Source organism: Pseudomonas paraeruginosa (genome assembly GCF_003025345.2).
Classification (GTDB): domain Bacteria; phylum Pseudomonadota; class Gammaproteobacteria; order Pseudomonadales; family Pseudomonadaceae; genus Pseudomonas; species Pseudomonas paraeruginosa.
The window spans coordinates 5780017-5798375 of sequence record NZ_CP020560.1 but is presented as its reverse complement, the minus strand read 5'-3'; the positions used below and the strand labels follow the sequence as shown (position 1 = coordinate 5798375).

14 protein-coding genes and 1 CRISPR repeat array are annotated in these 18359 nt (G+C 64.2%); of the genes, 7 read left to right on the top strand and 7 right to left on the bottom strand.

Annotated features, from left to right (window positions below):
* Nucleotides 1–100: 100 nt before the first annotated feature.
* On the top strand, nucleotides 101–1024 hold the full coding sequence (locus B7D75_RS27420) for a LysR substrate-binding domain-containing protein (protein WP_034082688.1): 924 nt from the start codon (nucleotides 101–103) through the stop codon (nucleotides 1022–1024).
* 4 nt (nucleotides 1025–1028) lie between these two features.
* On the opposite strand, the gene B7D75_RS27415 is transcribed toward B7D75_RS27420, so the two are convergent.
* Nucleotides 1029–1958, bottom strand: coding sequence for a fimbrial protein (locus tag B7D75_RS27415; RefSeq protein WP_162600469.1), 930 nt, complete (start codon nucleotides 1956–1958; stop codon nucleotides 1029–1031).
* A 349-nt stretch (nucleotides 1959–2307) separates the two neighbouring features.
* Nucleotides 2308–2796, bottom strand: coding sequence for a fimbrial protein (locus B7D75_RS27410; protein WP_079383617.1), 489 nt, complete (start codon nucleotides 2794–2796; stop codon nucleotides 2308–2310).
* Nucleotides 2797–3774: 978 nt separating this feature from the next.
* On the opposite strand from B7D75_RS27410, the gene B7D75_RS27405 reads away from it, so the two are divergent.
* Nucleotides 3775–4824: an HAD family hydrolase gene (locus B7D75_RS27405; RefSeq protein ID WP_043099358.1), complete on the top strand. Its 1050-nt coding sequence runs from the start codon at nucleotides 3775–3777 to the stop codon at nucleotides 4822–4824.
* A gap of 40 nt (nucleotides 4825–4864) precedes the next feature.
* Here the strand turns inward: B7D75_RS27405 and betT (B7D75_RS27400) are convergent, their stop codons facing one another.
* The gene (gene betT, locus B7D75_RS27400; RefSeq protein WP_053814779.1) at nucleotides 4865–6853 is read right to left on the bottom strand and encodes a choline BCCT transporter BetT; all 1989 of its coding nucleotides are present in this window, start codon (nucleotides 6851–6853) and stop codon (nucleotides 4865–4867) included.
* A gap of 1592 nt (nucleotides 6854–8445) precedes the next feature.
* Here betT (B7D75_RS27400) and B7D75_RS30135 point away from each other — a divergent pair.
* Nucleotides 8446–8619: a hypothetical protein gene (locus B7D75_RS30135; RefSeq protein ID WP_204101220.1), complete on the top strand. Its 174-nt coding sequence runs from the start codon at nucleotides 8446–8448 to the stop codon at nucleotides 8617–8619.
* A 268-nt stretch (nucleotides 8620–8887) separates the two neighbouring features.
* A CRISPR array of direct repeats spans nucleotides 8888–9575; the repeat unit is 28 nt; unit sequence GTTCACTGCCGTGTAGGCAGCTAAGAAA.
* Between the two features lie 133 nt (nucleotides 9576–9708).
* Here the strand turns inward: B7D75_RS30135 and betT (B7D75_RS27390) are convergent.
* The 3 genes from betT (B7D75_RS27390) to B7D75_RS27380 form a co-directional block, all read right to left on the bottom strand.
* Entirely contained in the window at nucleotides 9709–11694 is a 1986-nt protein-coding gene (gene betT, locus B7D75_RS27390) for a choline BCCT transporter BetT (RefSeq protein WP_012077913.1), read from the bottom strand.
* A gap of 125 nt (nucleotides 11695–11819) precedes the next feature.
* On the bottom strand, nucleotides 11820–13313 hold the full coding sequence (locus B7D75_RS27385) for a YifB family Mg chelatase-like AAA ATPase (RefSeq protein ID WP_107114595.1): 1494 nt from the start codon (nucleotides 13311–13313) through the stop codon (nucleotides 11820–11822).
* 43 nt (nucleotides 13314–13356) lie between these two features.
* The gene (locus B7D75_RS27380; RefSeq protein ID WP_012077885.1) at nucleotides 13357–13617 is read right to left on the bottom strand and encodes an accessory factor UbiK family protein; all 261 of its coding nucleotides are present in this window, start codon (nucleotides 13615–13617) and stop codon (nucleotides 13357–13359) included.
* Between the two features lie 439 nt (nucleotides 13618–14056).
* Here B7D75_RS27380 and glnK point away from each other — a divergent pair, with 439 nt between their 5' ends.
* The 4 genes from glnK (at nucleotide 14057) to sutA (ending at nucleotide 16812) form a co-directional block, all read left to right on the top strand.
* The gene (glnK, locus tag B7D75_RS27375; protein WP_003096476.1) at nucleotides 14057–14395 is read left to right on the top strand and encodes a P-II family nitrogen regulator; all 339 of its coding nucleotides are present in this window, start codon (nucleotides 14057–14059) and stop codon (nucleotides 14393–14395) included.
* A gap of 40 nt (nucleotides 14396–14435) precedes the next feature.
* The gene (locus tag B7D75_RS27370) at nucleotides 14436–15764 is read left to right on the top strand and encodes an ammonium transporter (protein ID WP_012077884.1); all 1329 of its coding nucleotides are present in this window, start codon (nucleotides 14436–14438) and stop codon (nucleotides 15762–15764) included.
* 227 nt (nucleotides 15765–15991) lie between these two features.
* Entirely contained in the window at nucleotides 15992–16417 is a 426-nt protein-coding gene (locus B7D75_RS27365; protein ID WP_003156034.1) for a secondary thiamine-phosphate synthase enzyme YjbQ, read from the top strand.
* A gap of 77 nt (nucleotides 16418–16494) precedes the next feature.
* Nucleotides 16495–16812, top strand: coding sequence for a transcriptional regulator SutA (gene sutA, locus B7D75_RS27360; protein WP_003156037.1), 318 nt, complete (start codon nucleotides 16495–16497; stop codon nucleotides 16810–16812).
* 63 nt (nucleotides 16813–16875) lie between these two features.
* Here the strand turns inward: sutA and B7D75_RS27355 are convergent, their stop codons facing one another.
* Entirely contained in the window at nucleotides 16876–18261 is a 1386-nt protein-coding gene (locus B7D75_RS27355; RefSeq protein ID WP_107114594.1) for an aminotransferase-like domain-containing protein, read from the bottom strand.
* Between the last annotated feature and the right edge of the window lie 98 nt (nucleotides 18262–18359).

Sequence of the window (18359 nt, the reverse complement as noted above, 5' to 3'; positions counted from 1 at the left end):
GCAGGGAGAATACGGTCATTCTCGGTGTGGCTGGCCGTCCCGCGCAAAAGGAAAAAACAGATGCCAGCCATGAGTTGAACTCATGGATAAAGGTTGCCGCATGTCTCGTCGCCTGCCGCCGCTGTATGCCCTGCGTGCCTTCGAGGCCGCCGCCCGGCATGCCTCCTTCACCCGCGCCGCCGAGGAGCTGGCGATCACCCAGAGCGCGGTGAGCCGGCATATCCGCACCCTGGAGGAGCATTTCGGCTGCCTCCTGTTCGAACGTCGCGGACGCCAACTCTTCCCGACCGAGCCGGCGCGGCTGCTGTTGCCGGGACTGAGCGACGGTTTCGGCGCGCTGGAGCGGGCCTGCACCGCCCTGCGCGTGGACGATGCCACCCTGCGCCTTAAGGCGCCCTCGACCCTGACCATGCGCTGGCTGCTGCCGCGGCTGAGTCGCTTCCGCCATCTCAATCCGGATATCGAGGTGCAGCTCACCAGCGCCTGGATGGATGTGGATACGGTGGACTTCCAGCACGAGCCCTTCGACTGCGCGGTATTGCTGGGTAGCGGCCAGTTCAGCGCGGAATGGGAAACGGCGCCGCTGTTCGCCGAGTGGCTGGTGCCGGTCTGCGATCCCGCCGAGGCCGTCGAACCCTGGACCCTCCAGCGCCTGCGCGACAGCGAGTTGCTGCATCCCACGCCGGATCGCCGCGACTGGCGGCGCTGGCTGCAGCGAACCGGGCTGGAGGACGAGGTGTCGCTCAAGGGCGGCCAGGTGTTCGACACCCTGGAACTGGGCATCGTCGCCGCCGCGCGCGGCTACGGGGTTTCCATCGGCGACCTGGTGATGGTGGCCGAGGACGTCGCCCTGGGCCGCATCGGCCTGCCCTGGCCGACCGCGGTGGCCAGCGGCGAGAGCTATCATCTGGTGTGGCCACGGGCGCGCAGCGGGCAGGAGCGTTTCCAGCGGTTGCGCGACTTCCTTCGCGCGGAGGTGGCGGCGATGCGCCTGCCGGCGGTGGAACTGCTGGATAGGGGATGAAGGTTCAGTTGTAGTCGATTACATAGGTCATGCTGGCATCCGCCTTGCCTGGCTTGATTTCGTCTGCCAACCGTACGTAGCTAGCGATGCCCGAGAACCGATAGATTTCGCCTTCCGCTTCCGACCGATGGTGTTCGATCCGTATCGAGCGCGCCTTGGCGAATGGCAGCTTGACGCCCTTATCGCTGACCAGGGCGATGCCTACCCCGCTGGCCACGGACGGTTGACCCGATCCCGAAAGAGCCAGCAAGCCGTCGGCACTGGAGTTCCCTTCAAAATAGACCTTTACCGGGACGGAGGTGTTGGGGTTCAACCCTTCGCAGCGAATGTCGAAGTTGAAGGGTCTGTTTTCGGCCTTTCCGGCTTGCAGATTATCGATAGTCTGCAAACCCATTGGTACATTGGTCACGCCATTGACGGAAGTACAGCCCGCGAACAGCACTTCATTGTTTATGTGCGTGCTGCTGTTTGTCGGTCGGATGGTATAGGTAAGCCCGCCACCGGACAGGGTCACATTGAAAGGGGTGGCAAGCTTTCCGGAAGCGACGCCGATATCGGTGCGTACAAGGCTGATCTTCACCTCCTTCGGGGCATAGCCAGTCAACGTCCTCCAGCTGAAAGGAGGGCTCCAGAAAGCGCTACTCGCATCCAGATTAAGTCCGACCCTGATCCCGATGCCTTTGATATTGGTCCGGTACACTTTGGGTTGGGTCGAGGCCTCCAGCCCATTGAGCGAGATCTGCCACAGCTCCTCGCTGGTACAGTAGTAACTGCCTCCCGCCGTGGACAGGGGGTAGGTGAATGTAGCCAGCTCATCGCCGATGGCTGCGCCTTTCAGGTTGATCTGAGCGGGCAGTGTGAAACTGGCATTCAGTCCGCGATCGATATTGTGCGAACATGCGGCGAAAGCATTCGTCCAGGCCAGGTTGGCCATGAACATTAGGAAGAACGCATACAAGCCATGTCGGTAAACTCCGATTATTGCTTTCCTACACATACACTTTGCTATTCGTTGGACAGGCGCGTTGCCTGATCTGGTATTCCAAATGTGGAAACCACCGTCAGGGGTGCACTACTGTTGGGTTGAAGAGACAGTATTTGTGTAAGTATATTCCTAGGAAATTAACTATAAATTGCCAATTTCCTTTTGTTCTGTAGGAAACTTCCTAGGTTCTTTTGAGAAGGTCACACTGACGGACGACGCTGGCCCCGTGAATCATGGCCTCACATAGAGGCGTTAGGGGCTGGTCGGAAGAAGCGCTGAATCGAGAAGGCGCGAAAGTTCAGTTGTATTCCAGTACATAGCTCAGAGTGGCGTCGGCCTTGCCCGGGATGACCTCGCCGGTCGCGACGTACTTCGCCTTGCCGGAAAAACCGTAGATCTCGGCGTCGGGCGCGCTGTTGCGCCAGGCCAGCGACACCGCGCGTTCCTTGGCGAAGGGCAGGGCCACGCCGTTGTCGTTCTTCAGCTCGATAGCGACCCCCTTGGCCACGCCGGCCTGGCCCTCGTCGCTCAGGCGCAGCAAGCCGTCGCGCACGGCATTGCCTTCGAAATAGATCTTCACCGGCGGCTTGGTGGTGGCGTTCATGCCGTCGCAGCGGATGGTCAGCGAGAATGGGCGTTCTTCCACCTGGCCCTGTTTGACCAGGGCGGCGTAGGGACGGCCCATGTCGACGGTCGGGTCGGAATAGGGGTTGTGGCAACTGGTGAAGTAGATGTTCTGGACCAGGGTAGTCCGCAGGCTGCTGCCGGTGATCGGGATATGCGTCATCGGGGTGGTGCCAAGATAAAACTCGGTGGCGAGATCGAATGGTGCGACCGTTCCGCGGCCCACCTCCATGCCCGTCCGGATGAACTCTATGGCCATGTAATTGGGGAATGGCATGGGATAGGGGTTGCTAGAGGGCCATGTAATCATTGCCTCAAACGGCGGGTATCGGGTTGGCCCCCAACTGCTTAATGCATAGAAGCCGAAGCGGATACCGACTCCCGGTACTCCCGTCTGGTAGACATTCTCGAAGCCGTCAGCGGGGACAAGGCCTGTCTTCAGGGCGGGCATGCCATAAGGGGCTTTCCAGCAACTCCACCATTGGACTCTACCCACTTCTGTGAAGGCTGTGGCCATGACACCGCCGATGGAAGCGGCCTTCAGTGGGATGATTGTGGGTAGCGGGGAAATGATGGCCGAGGTCTGGTTCGTGCCGGAGTTGAAGATACAGTCACCCAGCGCCGAACTGGTCCAGGCGCCGCACAGCAGGGTCAGTCCGGCAACGGCGACGAGGAGTGGCCGAGGGCTGTGGGACTGAGGGCGATGACGGGGCTGAGAACTCATGGCGATGGCTCCTGTTGATTTCTTGGTTGCCTGGAATGGCGCCGGATTAGATGGCAGACCTGGCGAGAAGGATGGAAGCCCACTGGAGGGTTAACTTAGAAAATGCGGCTGTGTTTGGATCGCCTGCTTTTGCCGGACGCCAATGGGATCTTAAGAAGGGGCCATGGCTGTTTCTAGTTGCCTATTCCGAGTGTTTAGTAGGAAAAGTCCTAAGACTATTTCTCTCGTCAACATTCCGCGGTTCGCGATACATCTTCTTCGGCATGCCGCCCCGGGACATCTCCTGGCGCGAACGCGACGCCTCGAGTCGCCGCCATCGCTGCACGGTCCGTTCGCCTGCGCTAGGGTCGTTGCTCGCCGTCCGCCGGGAGTGCGGGCGGCGGAGCCTATCCCTTCCATTGCCCACAGGGACCCGCCATGACCTTCGCCAAGGGAATACTCGCCGCGCTGGCGCTCGTCGGCGTCGCCAGCCAGGCCTGCGCCACCGAACTGGAGCACTGGCCGGCGCCCGCCGCCAGGCAACTGAACGCACTGATCGAGGCCAATGCGAACAAGGGCGCCTACGCCGTGTTCGACATGGACAACACCAGCTACCGCTACGACCTGGAGGAGTCGCTGCTGCCCTACCTGGAGATGAAGGGCGTGCTGACCCGCGACAGGCTCGACCCGTCGCTGAAGCTGATCCCGTTCAAGGACCGGGCCGGGCACAGGGAGAGCCTGTTCAGCTACTACTACCGGCTCTGCGAGATCGACGACATGGTCTGCTATCCCTGGGTCGCCCAGGTGTTCTCCGGTTTCACCCTGCGCGAGCTGAAAGGCTACGTCGACGAACTGATGGCCCATGGCAAGCCGATCCCGGCCACCTACTACGACGGCGACAAGCTGGCGCGGCTCGATGTCCAGCCGCCACGCGTGTTCAGTGGCCAGCGCGAGCTGTACAACAAGCTGATGGAGAACGGCATCGAGGTCTATGTGATCAGCGCCGCCCACGAGGAACTGGTGCGGATGGTCGCGGCCGACCCGAAGTACGGCTACAACCTCAAGCCGGAGAACGTCATCGGCGTCACCACCCTGCTGAAGAACCGCAAGACCGGCGAACTGACCACCGCGCGCAAGCAGATCGCCGAAGGCAAGTACGATCCGAAGGCCAACCTCGACCTCGAGGTCACCCCTTACCTGTGGACCCCGGCGACCTGGATGGCCGGCAAGCAGGCGGCGATCCTCACCTACATCGACCGCTGGAAGCGGCCGATCCTGGTTGCCGGGGATACACCGGACAGCGACGGCTACATGCTGTTCAACGGTACCGCGGAAAACGGCGTGCACCTGTGGATCAACCGCAAGGCCAGGTACATGGACCAGCTAGACGGCATGATCAGGGAGCATTCCGCCGCCCAGGCCAGGGCCGGCCTGCCGGTGACGGCGGACAAGAACTGGGTGGTCGTCACCCCGGAACAGATCCAGTAGACCTGTAGAGCGGCGGCCGGCGAGCGCCGGCCTCCCCCCTTCAGCGCACCACGTGCAGGAAGTGCAGGTGCTTCTCGTACTGGTCGAGGATGTCGCCGATCACTCCCTCGCGGCTCCAGCCCATCACGTCGTAGTCCTGGCCGCCTTCCTGCAGGTGGACCTCGGCGCGGAAGTACTTGCGCGACTCGCTGCAATCCTCGCTGTCGCGCATCACGAAGCTCGGCGTGGCGAAGGCACGCGGGCGGACCTCATAGACGAAGTCGGCCTCGCCACCGTGGCTGACTTCCAGGCGCACCCGACTGTCCTCGCCATCCCTCACCTGGACCTCGTAGCCCTGCTTGCGCAATTCGCCGGCGACTTCCTCGCAGGCCGGCCGCGCCACCTCGGCGATGAAGCGCTTGACGTGGCTGCGCCGCGGGAACATGGCGATGTTGCGCAGGCGCCGTTGCCAGCCGTCGTTGCCGGCGCCGCCGCCGTTGCGGCCGCTGGGGCGCGAGATGGTCAGCGCCTGGTAGCGGATGTCGCGCTTGGTGGCGTCCAGGTGCAGGGCCTTGAACAGGCCCCAGGTCGAGGTCATGAGGATGACCAGAAACGGCAGGGCGCTGGCGATGGTGGCGGTCTGCAGGGCCTTGAGGCCGTCGGCGAGCAGCAGGGCGATGGCCACCAGGCCCATCAGCACCGACCAGAATATCCGCTGCCAGACCGGTGACCGGTCCCTGCCGCCGGAAGCGATCATGTCCACCACCAGGGCGCCGGAGTCGGCCGAGGTGACGAAGAACACCACCACCATCAGCACCGCGAACAGGGAGACCAGGCCGCTCAGGGGAAAATGGTCGAAGAGCGCGAACAGCGCCAGCGAGCTGTCCTGCCTGACCACGTCGGCCAGGTCGGTGAGGCCCTGGTGGAGGATCATGTGGATCGCGGTGTCGCCGAAGATGGTCATCCACAGCAGGGTGAAGCCGGCGGGAACGAACAGCACACCGCAGACGAACTCGCGGATCGTCCGGCCGCGCGAGATGCGCGCGATGAACAGGCCGACGAAGGGTGACCAGGAGACCCACCAGCCCCAGTACAGCAGGGTCCAGCCGCCGATCCAGTCGGTGGGTTCGTAGGCGTAGAGATTGAAGGTCTTGTTGACGATGTCCGACAGGTAGGCGCCGGTGTTCTGCACGTAGGTCTGCAGGAGGAACACGGTGGGGCCGAAGACCAGCACGAACAGCATCAGCAATACCGCCAGGACCAGGTTCAGCTCGGAAAGGATACGGATGCCGCGGTCCAGGCCGCTGGCCACCGAGAGGGTGGCGAGGCCGCAGGAGACGACGATCAGCGCGATCTGCACGGTCTGGTTCACCGGCCAGCCGAACAGGTGGTGCAGGCCGCCGTTGATCTGCAGCACGCCGTAGCCGAGGGAGGTGGCGACGCCGAACACGGTGCCGATGATCGCGAAGATATCCACCGCGTGGCCGATGGGGCCATGGATGCGTTCGCCGATCAGCGGATAGAGCGCCGAGCGCAGGGCCAGCGGCAGGCCGTGGCGGTAGCTGAAGAAAGCCAGGATCAGCGCGACGATGGCGTAGATCGCCCAGGCATGCAGGCCCCAGTGGAAGAAGGTCAGCTTCATCGCCTCCTTCGCCGCCTGCACGGTATCCGGTTCGCCCACCGGCGGGGCGATGAAATGCATCACCGGCTCGGCGACGCCGAAGAACATCAGGCCGATGCCCATGCCGGTGGAGAACAGCATGGCGAACCAGGTGGTGTTGCGGTAGTCGGGCCGGCTGTGATCGGGGCCGAGCTTGATATCGCCGTAGCGACTGACGGCGAGGAACACCACGCTGACCAGGATCAGCGCCACGGCGAGGACATAGAACCAGCTGGCATTGCCGATGATCCATTGCTGGATCTGTTCGAACAGCGATTGCGCCTGTTCCCGGAGCAGGACGGTGAACAGCACCAGGGCCAGGATCAGGGCGGCGGAGGTAAAGAAAACCGGCGGGTTCAGGGTGCTACGCGGGATGTTGGGGGTCTCCATTGGGCAAGCTCTCCTTGCGGTCGGATGGTCACCAGAAGGCGAAGCACCCTAGCACAGCCCGATAGGCATTATTTTTTATAGGAAATTTCCTAATAGTTTTTCTGAATTGACTGTGCACTCATGGGAATCCAGCGCACGAAATGCCGGCTTTTGGTCCGGCCGATGTCGCCATGACGAGCAGGACGACGAGGGAGAGTCGCAGGGCGGAAGGTGGCGAGGTCCGCGGCGGTGGGGCTGGATTGCTCGTGGCCGGAGCCAGGCACGGCGGGCCTGGCCTGGCAAGGGCCTGATGACGACGCAGGCGTTGGAGAGTCCGGCGCAAACCAGAAGGCCGGCGAAAGCCTAATGGCGGTCAGGCAAGTCTTTGAGCGAGAGGCTTCTCGCTCAAGTCGATGAGAAGGCCCAAAAACGGCGCTTCCCTTGCTTAGCGCCGTTTTTTCTTTCCTGGCGGACATTGCCCCGAGGGGTGGCTTTTTCAGGGCGGGCGAATCATGGGAGCGGCGGATAACGGAGCGTTCGCCCTTCAAGGCAGTGAACAGCCGTTGTCTAGAACGTGAGCGGGCTTGGTATTGGGTGGTTCAGCTGCTTTTCGTGCCTGCCTCGACTTCTTGTTTCGCCCTCCCGCCAGACCGTCACAGGCCGGCGTCTGGTTCCGTAGGGCGAATAACCGCTTGCGGTTATCCGCCGCTTATCCGGAGTGTCGGCGGATACCGCCTGTGGCGGTATTCGCCCTACGGCTCTATATCGCTCGCGATTTCTGAGCTGCCTACACGGCAGTGAACGATAAGGCCGCTGTTGTTTGGAACTTGAGCGAGCCTGATGTTGGGTGATCTAGCTGCTTGTCGTGCCTGCCTCGACTTCTTGTTTCGCCTTCCCAGGCGAGTTCCTTTTGCAAGCGTCCAAAAGGAACCAAAAGACTCGCCCCGACATCCGGCCCCAGCCGCTTCTCGGCTGGGGTACCCTCGCTGCATCGTTGCTCCCGGAGGCCCGCCGCCACGGTCCTTCGTGGACCGGGGCGGCTCTCGCGGCGTCCTGCCGCTCGTCCCCCTGCGCAACGATTCCGCTCGGCCTCCTGACGGGGCGGGTTCGCCGCCCCACCACCTGGCGAGTAAGCAGGTCTTCGTGCCTGCCAGATCTCCGCAGGCCGGTGCCTGGTTCCGTAGGGCGGATAACCGCTTGCGGTTATCCGCCGCTTATCCGGGGTATCGGCGGATGCCGCCCATGGCGCTATTCGCCCTACACGCCCCGGAAACGCCGGACAACTCCCCCGAACATTTCCCCAGCCTCTTTCGGACGCCCAGGAATTGGATAAAAACCCAGTAGGAGGATGATGGAGGGGTCGCCAAGACCATCTTCCAAGATGCGCTCCAGCGGCAGAAACGACGCGGGCCGCAGGTGCTTGGAACACCTGCGACCCGCTAACCACAACCCAGCTTACTTAGGAGCTGACCCATGGCTAAGCCGAATGATACGTCTACCCCTTCCGTAACAGAACCGTCCCCCGCTTCATCCCCCTGCTGCCCACCTCGCAGGCCAACCGCTTTCCGCGCAACGCCACGCTGTACCTCGACACCCAGGCGCCGCCCGGCCAGTTGTTCGAGAGTGCGAAAGCGCGCCTGAAGTCGGCGATCAACGTCCTTGCCCTGACCTGCCTGCTCGACGAGAACGAAGAGCCCGGCGACACCCTCGCCTACATCAACGGCGCCTTGCTGAAGCTGGTCAGCGATGCCCTCTCCGAGATCGAAGCGGCACACCCACGCCAGTAGCGCCGTCCCAGGCGCGACGCCCCCGGCCTGGCCGGGGGCTTTGATATGTGATCCATACGAGTCCATTCGCGCGCGAACGGCGAGGTTTATCGCCCGTATCGGCCGTCGCGAAATGGCCTCCAAGGCCCGAAGCTTCCGACCCTTTTTTCGGACAGTTTCTTACACCCTTGAAAATCAATGGCTTGCAAAGGCTCGAAAAAAGAGGGTTTCAGGCCGGGAAAGCCCTGTATTTCTTTTTCCTTCAAATGGTTATAGGTTTTCTGGGCTAGTTCACTGCCGTGTAGGCAGCTAAGAAACGGAAAATCGCCCCGCGCCGGGCGAGCATTTAGTTCACTGCCGTGTAGGCAGCTAAGAAAACAGCGCAAAGGCACTGATCCCCTGCGACCAGGTTCACTGCCGTGTAGGCAGCTAAGAAAAATAGAGGGGCGCGATAGGTGCGACATTCCGGGTTCACTGCCGTGTAGGCAGCTAAGAAAGTCTGGCCTTCCTTGGGCTCGGCTGGAAGGATGTTCACTGCCGTGTAGGCAGCTAAGAAAAACGCTCTGCTGGCTCAACTGATCGAGAGCAAGTTCACTGCCGTGTAGGCAGCTAAGAAATTCTGCATCTGATTCAGTCGACCGATGTGCTTGTTCACTGCCGTGTAGGCAGCTAAGAAATGGACCGTCAGCATTGGCACGGACGGCCCACCGTTCACTGCCGTGTAGGCAGCTAAGAAAAGGCGCTGCTGCTAACGATGCTCGGCCTGGCCGCTCACTGCCGTGTAGGCAGCTAAGAAAGCACCGTCGCCGCCGTGGAACTTGTCCACCAGGTTCACTGCCGTGTAGGCAGCTAAGAAAAGTACGAAGCCGCCATGGCCGAGTGCTGGTACGTTCACTGCCGTGTAGGCAGCTAAGAAAAAAAGAGGGGCGCGATAGGTGCGACATTCCGGGTTCACTGCCGTGTAGGCAGCGAAGAAAAACGGAGGCTTCTCGCCAAGACGATGAGAAGCCCAAGAAAAACGGCGCTTCCCTTGCTCGAGGAAGCGCCGTTTTTCTTAACTGACGGGCATTAGGCGAAAGCCGGCCTTCTGGTTTGCCTGTCGTCCGTGCGTCAGCGCACCACGTGCAGGAAGTGCATGTGCCGCTCGTACTGGTCGAGGATGTCGCCGATCACGCCGTCGCGGCTCCAGCCCATGATGTCGTAGTCCTGGCCGCCCTCCTGCAGGTGGACCTCGGCGCGGAAGTACTTGCGCGCCTCGCTGCTGTCCTCGGTATCGCGCATCACGAAGCTCGGCGTGGTGAAGGCGCGCGGACGGACCTCGTAGATGAAGTCGACCTCGCCACCGTGGCTGACTTCCAGGCGCACCCGGCCGTCCTCGCCATCCTGCACCTGGACTTCGTAGCCCTGCTTGCGCAGTTCGCTGGCGACGTCTTCGCAGGCCGGTCGCGCCACTTCGGAAATGAAGCGGTTGACGTGGCTGCGCCGCGGGAACATGGCGATGTTGCGCAGGCGCCGCTGCCAACCGTCCGTCTCGCCCGCGGCGCCGCGCGTGGTGGGACGGGAGAAGGTCAGCGCCTGGTAGCGGATGCCGCGCTTGGTGGCGTCCAGGTGCAGGGCCTTGAACAGCCCCCAGATCGACGCCAGGAGCACGATGGAGAACGGCAGGGCGCTGGCGATGGTGGCGGTCTGCAGGGCCTTGAGGCCGTCGGCGAGCAGCAGGGCGATGGCCACCACGCCCATCAGCACCGACCAGAAGATGCGCTGCCAGAGCGGCGAGTGATCCTTGCCGCTGGAGGCCAGCATGTCCACCACCAGGGCGCCGGAGTCGGCCGAGGTGACGAAGAACACCACCACCATCAGCACCGCGATCATCGAGATGACGCTGCCCAGCGGGAAATGCTCGAGGAAGGCGAACAGCGCCAGCGAGCTGTCCTGGTTGACCACCTCGGCGAGCTGGGTGAAGCCATCCTGGAGGATCATGTGGATCGCGGTGTCGCCGAACACGGTCATCCACAGCAGGGTGAAGCCGGCGGGGACGAACAGCACGCCGCAGACGAACTCGCGGATCGTCCGGCCGCGCGAGATGCGCGCGATGAACAGGCCGACGAAGGGCGACCAGGACAGCCACCAGCCCCAGTACAGCAGGGTCCAGCCGCCGATCCAGTCGGTGGGCTCGTAGGCGTACAGGTTGAAGGTCTTGTTGACGATGTCCGACAGGTAGGCGCCGGTGTTCTGCACGTAGGTCTGCAGGAGGAACACGGTGGGCCCGAGGACCAGCACGAACAGCAGCAATACCACCGCCAGGCTCAGGTTCAGCTCGGAAAGGATACGGATGCCGCGGTCCAGGCCGCTGGCCACCGAGAGGGTGGCGAGGCCGCAGGTGGCGGCGATCAGCGCGATCTGCACGGTCTGGTTCACCGGCCAGCCGAACAGGTGGTGGAAACCGCTGTTGATCTGCAGCACGCCGTAGCCGAGGGAGGTGGCGACGCCGAACACGGTGCCGATGATCGCGAAGATATCCACCGCATGGCCGATGGGGCCGTAGATACGTTCGCCGATCAACGGGTAGAGCGCCGAGCGCAGGGTCAGCGGCAGGCCGTGGCGGTAGCTGAAGAAGGCCAGGATCAGCGCGACGATGGCGTAGATCGCCCAGGCATGCAGGCCCCAGTGGAAGAAGGTCAGCTTCATCGCTTCCTTCGCCGCCTGCACGGTGTTCGGCTCGCCCACCGGCGGCGTGGTGAAGTGCATCACCGGCTCGGCGACGCCGAAGAACATCAGGCCGATGCCCATGCCGGCGGAAAACAGCATGGCGAACCAGGTGGTGTTGCGGTAGTCGGGCCGGCTGTGATCGGGGCCGAGCTTGATGTCGCCGTAGCGACTCACGGCGAGGAACACCACGCTGATCAGGATCAGCGCCACGGCGAGGACGTAGAACCAGCTGGCGTTGGTGATGATCCACTGCTGGACGTGGTTGAACAGCGATTGCGCTTCTTCCTGGAGCAGGACGGTGAACAGCACCAGGGCCAGGATCAGGGCGGCGGAGGTAAAGAAAACCGGAGGGTTCAGGGTGCTCCGGGGTGCGGTGGGTGTCTCCATATACGCTAGCTCTCCTTGTGATCGGATTGCCCGCCGAAGGCGGAAGACGAAACAGCCTAACACATTCTGATAGCTAATCTGATTCGAGCGGATAGGATCGATAGTTTTGATGAATTGTCAGGGCCTCAACCTGACGCTGACGGCCGGTATTGCAGGGCTTCCGCGAGGTGCTGGCGCTCGATGTGCTGCCTTTCGTCCAGATCGGCCAGCGTCCGGGCTACCTTGAGTATGCGATGCAAGGCGCGCAAGGAAAGTTCCAGGCGCTCTCCGGCAGCCTCCAGCCAGCGACGGTCCGCTTCGGCGAGCGCACAGTTGCGGTGCATGCCCAGCAGGTCGAGGTGGGCGTTGGCACAGCCCTGGCGGGCCAGTTGCCGTTGCCGTGCGGCGCTGACCCGCTCGCTGACCTCGCGGGTGGTGGTTTCGCCGCGGCCCGGCTGCAGGCTGGTGCTTTCGCGGAGCACGCTGACGTGCAGGTCGATGCGCTCGAGCAGCGGTCCGGAGAGCTTGCCGCGATAGCGCTGGACCTGCTCCGGGGTGCAGCGGCAGCGGCCGCTGGGATCGCCGAGGTAGCCGCAGGGGCAGGGGTTCATCGCCGCCACCAGTTGGAAGCGCGCGGGAAAGCGCACCCGGCCGTTGGCTCGGGCGATGACGATCTCGCCGCTTTCCAGCGGCTCGCGCAGCACTTCCAGGACCTTGCGGTCGAACTCCGGCAGTTCGTCGAGGAACAGCACGCCCTGGTGCGCCAGGGTGATCTCGCCCGGCTGCGGGCGGCTGCCGCCGCCGACCAGCGCCGGTGCCGAGGCGGAGTGGTGTGGCTGGCGGAACGGCCGCTGCGGCCAGTGGCTGAGCGGGACGTGGCTGGCCACCGAATGGATCGCCGCGACCTCCAGCGCCTCGTCCTCGCCGAGCGTCGGCAGCAGGCCGGGCAGGCGGCTGGCCAGGAGCGTCTTGCCGGTGCCCGGCGGGCCGCTGAACAGGAGGTTGTGCGCGCCGGCGGCGGCAACCAGCAGGGCGCGCTTGGCCGTTGCCTGGCCCTGTACCTCGGCCAGGTCGGGATAGGGGCACGGTTCGCGGAGCAGCCCGCGCGCCTGGTAGGGCGACAGCGGCGACTGGCCGGAGAGGTGCCCGGCGATCTCCAGCAGGTGCTCGACCGCGTACACCGTCAGGCCGCTGGCCAGGCTGGCTTCTTCGGCATTTTCCTTCGGCACCACCAGAACTCGTCTTGCGTCGCGCGCCGCCATCGCGGCCGGCAATACGCCCCGTACCGGTCGGATCGCGCCGGACAGGGCCAGCTCGCCAAGGCACTCCAGGCCAGCGAGGGCGGCGCCGGGCAACTGGCCGCTGGCGGAGAGGATGCCGAGGGCGATGGCCAGGTCGAAGCGGCCGCCGTCCTTGGGCAGGTCGGCGGGGGCGAGGTTGAGGGTGATGCGCCGGGCGGGAAAGTCGAAGCCGGCGTTGAGCAGGGCGCTGCGCACGCGGTCCTTGCTCTCGCGTACCGCGGTCTCCGGCAGGCCGACCAGGGTCAGCGAGGGCAGGCCGTTGGCCAGGTGCGCCTCGACGCTGACGCAGGGTGCTTCGACGCCGACCTGGGCTCGGCTATGGACAATCGCCAGGGACATGGATCGCTCCTTGATCTCACGCCGCTCGCAGGAGGTTGGCGGATCAGTCGGCGGGCGGCGTCAGCTTGCTTTCGAGTTCCGCCACCTTGGCCTCCAGGGCTTCCAGGCGCGCGCGGGTGCGGGCGAGGACCAGCATCTGGCTGTCGAATTCCTCGCGGCTGACCAGGTCGAGCTTGCCGAAGGCGCTCTGCATCAGGGCGCGGAACTGCGACTCCAGCTCGGCCCTGGGCAACGGCGATTCGCCGGCGAACAGGCGGCTGGCTTGTTGGCTGAGGGCTTCGAAGACGGCTTTGGGCGGCAGCATGGCGAGGGTTCCGGTAACGAGTGGGCGGCAGTCTAGCACGATGTCGGAGTGGCTCGCGGAAGGGCGGTTGCACACTTTTTGCGCAACCGTCGGAGCGCCACTGCGCCGATTTGGTGCGCTGCCTGCGGGCCGGCAAGCCGCGTGACACCTGGGTTTACCGCTAAGGGCTTGAAAATCGGCGGATTTGCCGGAGCTGGCAAGCTTTCTGCTTTGGCCCGGATGAGGCGTGCACTGAAGCAGTACCGGTGCGGCAGATGAGGCGGTTGCGGGAGGCCGGCGGGTCGCGGCATCGAACGGCCGCAACAGGGCCAGGTCGGGGCGGAGGCCTCCGATCGTGCTTCCCAGAGGGACCGGCGCGTTACAAAGCCAGACACTGCGCTTAGACTGTCCTCGGGTTCGTTTTCCTGGGGCGAGTCCACCAAACACGGGAGAGAGTTTCATGAAGCTAGTCACTGCCATCATCAAGCCGTTCAAGTTGGACGACGTCCGCGAGTCGTTGTCCGAGATCGGTGTGCAGGGCATCACGGTGACCGAGGTCAAGGGTTTCGGCCGGCAGAAGGGCCACACCGAACTGTATCGCGGCGCCGAGTACGTGGTCGACTTCCTGCCCAAGGTGAAGATCGACGTGGCGATCGCCGACGACCAGCTGGACCGCGTCATCGAGGCGATCACCAAGGCGGCCAACACCGGCAAGATCGGTGACGGCAAGATCTTCGTGGTGAACCTGGAACAGGCCATCCGCATCCGTACCGGCGAAACCGATACCGACGCGATCTAAGCCCAACCGAACCCCCAAAAAGCCCCAGGAGAATACCAACATGACTCTGCGCAAGATCGCAGGGCTAGGAGCCCTATTGTCCCTCGCTTTGCCGGGCGTCGCCCTGGCCGCCGAGGAGCCCGTCCTGAACAGTGGCGACACCGCCTGGATGCTGATCTCCACTGCGCTCGTCCTGCTCATGACCATTCCCGGCCTGGCGCTGTTCTATGGCGGCATGGTGCGAGCGAAGAACGTGCTGTCGATCATGATGCAGTGCTTCGCCATCACCGGCCTGATCACCATCCTCTGGGTGGTCTACGGCTACAGCCTGGCGTTCGACACCGCCGGGATGGAAAAGGGCGTTCTCAATTTCAACTCCTTCGTCGGCGGGCTGGACAAGGCGTTCCTCAGCGGCCTGACCACCACCGGCCTGACTTCCGCCAGCGCGCTGTTCCCGGAAAGCGTGTTCATCACCTTCCAGCTGACCTTCGCGATCATCACCCCGGCGCTGATCGTCGGTGCCTTCGCCGAGCGCATGAAGTTCTCGGCGATGCTGATCTTCATGGCGGTCTGGTTCACCGTGGTCTACGCGCCGATCGCGCACATGGTCTGGAGCGGCGACGGCGCCCTGATGTGGGACTGGGGCGTGCTGGACTTCGCCGGCGGCACCGTGGTGCACATCAACGCCGGTATCGCCGGCCTGGTCGCCTGCCTGGTGCTGGGCAAGCGCAAGGGCTACCCGACCACTCCGATGGCGCCGCACAACCTCGGCTACACCCTGGTCGGCGCGGCCATGCTGTGGATCGGCTGGTTCGGCTTCAATGCCGGTTCCGCCGCTGCCGCCAACGGCACCGCCGGGATGGCCATGCTGGTGACCCAGATCGCCACCGCCGCGGCGGCGCTGGCCTGGATGTTCGCCGAGTGGATCACCCACGGTAAGCCGAGCGCCCTGGGCATCGCCTCCGGGGTGGTCGCCGGCCTGGTGGCCATCACTCCGGCCGCCGGCACCGCCGGCCCGATGGGCGCGCTGGTCATCGGCCTGGCCTCCGGGGTGATCTGCTTCTTCGCCGCCACCAGTCTCAAGCGCGCGCTGAAGTACGACGATTCGCTCGACGCCTTCGGCGTGCATGCGGTCGGCGGTATCGTCGGTGCGTTGCTCACCGGGATCTTCGCGGCGCCGTCGCTAGGCGGCTTCGGCAGCGTGGAAGACATCGGCGCGCAGTTCTTCGTGCAGTTCAAGGGAGTGGCCTTCACCGTGGTCTACACTGCGGTGGTGACCTTCGTCATCCTCAAGGTGCTGGACCTGGTCATGGGCCTGCGCGTCACCGAGGAAGAAGAGGCGGTCGGCCTCGACCTGTCGCTGCACAACGAGCGCGGCTACAACCTCTGATCCCCCTGGCGCCCGGCATGCCGCCGGGCGCCCCTCCAGCGCTCCCCGCGCGCCTCGCAACGAAAGTCCAGGTCATCCTCCAGGCCTCTGCCAGCACGCTTGCGCGACCTCCCGGGAGGTTGCGGAACCACCGCTTTTCACAGGTCTCGCTCTTACGCTCTTTGCTTTTTCAAATGCCGCGCTAGAATGCGCGGCGCGACGGACCGGAGCCGATTTGGAACAGCAGCATGTGGCAGCAGACCCTGATCACCTTGCGCCCACGTCCACGGGGCTTTCACCTGGTCACCGAGGAAATCCTCGGTGCCCTGCCGGAGCTGCGCCGCTGCCGGATCGGCCTGCTGCATCTGCTTTTGCAACATACGTCGGCTTCACTGACCCTGAATGAAAATGCCGACCCCGCCGTGCGCCGGGATTTCGAGCGCTTCTTCGAGCGCCTGGCGCCGCGGGGCGAAGTCGGCTATGAACACAACGACGAAGGTCCGGATGACCTTCCGGCGCATTTCAAGGCCAGCCTGCTGGGCTGCCAGCTGACCCTCCCTGTACGCGCGGGAGAGTTGGCGCTGGGCACCTGGCAGGGTATCTATCTCGGTGAACACCGGGACAGGGGCGGGGCGCGACGCGTGCTCGCCACCTGGCAGGGCGAGTCAGTATGAATTTTTTCCGGCGGCGCTCATCAAAACGCGCGGCTGGGCTATAACTAACCTGCTTTTGCAGCACCGAGAGGTTGACCATGAGCGAAGAAGAACTGGAACAGGACGAGCTGGACGGCGCTGACGAGGACGACGGCGAAGAGCTGGCCGCGGCCGACGACGGCGAGGCGGACAGCAGCGGCGACGACGAGGCCCCCGCCCCCGGCAAGAAGGCCAAGGCCGCCGCGGTGGAAGAGGAACTGCCCTCGGTGGAAGCCAAGCAGAAAGAGCGCGACGCCCTCGCCAAGGCGATGGAGGAATTCCTTTCCCGTGGTGGAAAGGTGCAGGAGATCGAACCCAACGTGGTGGCCGATCCGCCGAAGAAGCCGGACAGCAAGTACGGCAGCCGCCCCATCTGATTTCGCGTCACCTGGAAAGGCCCGCCTCCCTTCGGGGATGGCGGGCTTTTTCATGTCCGTCGCCTAGGCCCGCTTGCGGAACGCCTCGAAGAACGCCAGGGCACGCGGGTCGCCGGCATAGGCGATATTGATCCGCAGCCAGTCGCTTTCCTCGCCTTCCGGGCTGAAGGCGCTGCCCGGCGACAGCAGCACGCCCAGCCGCGTTGCCTGCGCCTGCAGCTCGGCGAAACCGCGCTCGCCGATGCGGGCCCAGACGAACATCCCGCCGACCGGTTCGGCGAACACTTCCCAGCCATTGTCCTCCAGCACCCGCAGGGCGGCCGCCATGTGCCTGGTCAGGCGCTGGCGCAGGCGCTGCACCAGCTTGCGGTAGCTGCCATTGGCGAGCATGGCGCAGACCACGCATTCGGCGAAGCGCTGGCTGCCGATGCTGGTGTACATCTTCACGTCGGCCAGGCGCCGGATCAGCTCGGGGCTGGCGACCAGGTAGCCGACCCGCAGCGAGCAGCTGAGGGTCTTGGAGAAACTCGCCAGGTAGATCACCCGGCGCAGCGAGTCGAGGGTCGCCAGGCGGGTGCCGGGGCCGTTCTGGAAGTCGGCGTAGATGTCGTCCTCGATGATGTGGAAGTCGTGCATCTCGGCCAGCTGCAGCACCCGGTGGGCTACCGGGGGGCTGAGACTGGTGCCGGTGGGGTTGTGGTACATGCTGTTGATGAACAGGAACTTCGGCCTGTGCGCCTGGAGGATCGCTTCCAGGGCGGCGATGTCCGGGCCGTTCCGGCCGCGGGGCACGCCGAGCATCTTCACGCCATGGAATTTCAGCAGGTTGAACAGGTTGTAATAGCCGGGATTCTCCACCACCACCACGTCGCCGGGCTCGAGCAGGGTCCGCACCAGCAGGTCGAGGGCGTGGCTGGCGCCGGTGGTGGTGAGGATCTGGTCCTGGTGGACATGGATGTCGATCAGGCGCAGGCGTTTCTGGATGTGCTGGCGTAACGTCGGCAGGCCCAGCGGGGTGCTGTAGTCGAACAGCCCGGCCAGTTCGCAGCGGGTGACCTGGCGGATCGCGTAGCTCAGCTGGTCGACTTCCCGCCAGCTGTCCGGGACCCAGCCGCAGCCGAGCTTGAGCTGCGTCGAGGCGCCGCTGAACTGGCCCCAGGCGCTTTCCCCGCCTTCCTGCCACTCGCTGTCGAGTTCGGCGTTGGCCGCGGGCGCCTCGGCGACGAAGAAGCCCGAACCGTGGCGCGATTCCAGCAACCCCAGGGCGACCAGGCGGTCGTAGGCTTCGATCACGCTGGACTGGCTCAGGCGGTTTTCCCGGGCCAACTGGCGGATCGACGGGACCCGCGTGCCGGCGCGGACACGATTGCCGCGCATCCAGCCGCTGACTCCTTCGACGATCTGCTGCACCAGTGGCGCGCTGGCCTCGCGATCGATCCTGAGTTGCATGCCTGGCTCACTGTTCGGTCTTTTTGGGCGAACAGTTAAGCACAAAACACGGAGGGCTGTTCCTTGTTCCGTGAGGACGCCGGAGCGGATAGTCGGGG

What these genes read in the sequence shown, in the direction of transcription:
- B7D75_RS27420 (WP_034082688.1), top strand. Translation starts at nt 101, where the DNA reads ATGTCTCGTCGCCTGCCGCCGCTGTATGCCCTGCGTGCCTTCGAGGCC.
- B7D75_RS27415 (WP_162600469.1), bottom strand. Translation starts at nt 1,958, where the DNA reads ATGGCCAACCTGGCCTGGACGAATGCTTTCGCCGCATGTTCGCACAAT.
- B7D75_RS27410 (WP_079383617.1), bottom strand. Translation starts at nt 2,796, where the DNA reads ATGACGCATATCCCGATCACCGGCAGCAGCCTGCGGACTACCCTGGTC.
- B7D75_RS27405 (WP_043099358.1), top strand. Translation starts at nt 3,775, where the DNA reads ATGACCTTCGCCAAGGGAATACTCGCCGCGCTGGCGCTCGTCGGCGTC.
- betT (WP_053814779.1), bottom strand. Translation starts at nt 6,853, where the DNA reads ATGGAGACCCCCAACATCCCGCGTAGCACCCTGAACCCGCCGGTTTTC.
- betT (WP_012077913.1), bottom strand. Translation starts at nt 11,694, where the DNA reads ATGGAGACACCCACCGCACCCCGGAGCACCCTGAACCCTCCGGTTTTC.
- B7D75_RS27385 (WP_107114595.1), bottom strand. Translation starts at nt 13,313, where the DNA reads ATGTCCCTGGCGATTGTCCATAGCCGAGCCCAGGTCGGCGTCGAAGCA.
- B7D75_RS27380 (WP_012077885.1), bottom strand. Translation starts at nt 13,617, where the DNA reads ATGCTGCCGCCCAAAGCCGTCTTCGAAGCCCTCAGCCAACAAGCCAGC.
- glnK (WP_003096476.1), top strand. Translation starts at nt 14,057, where the DNA reads ATGAAGCTAGTCACTGCCATCATCAAGCCGTTCAAGTTGGACGACGTC.
- B7D75_RS27370 (WP_012077884.1), top strand. Translation starts at nt 14,436, where the DNA reads ATGACTCTGCGCAAGATCGCAGGGCTAGGAGCCCTATTGTCCCTCGCT.
- B7D75_RS27365 (WP_003156034.1), top strand. Translation starts at nt 15,992, where the DNA reads ATGTGGCAGCAGACCCTGATCACCTTGCGCCCACGTCCACGGGGCTTT.
- sutA (WP_003156037.1), top strand. Translation starts at nt 16,495, where the DNA reads ATGAGCGAAGAAGAACTGGAACAGGACGAGCTGGACGGCGCTGACGAG.
- B7D75_RS27355 (WP_107114594.1), bottom strand. Translation starts at nt 18,261, where the DNA reads ATGCAACTCAGGATCGATCGCGAGGCCAGCGCGCCACTGGTGCAGCAG.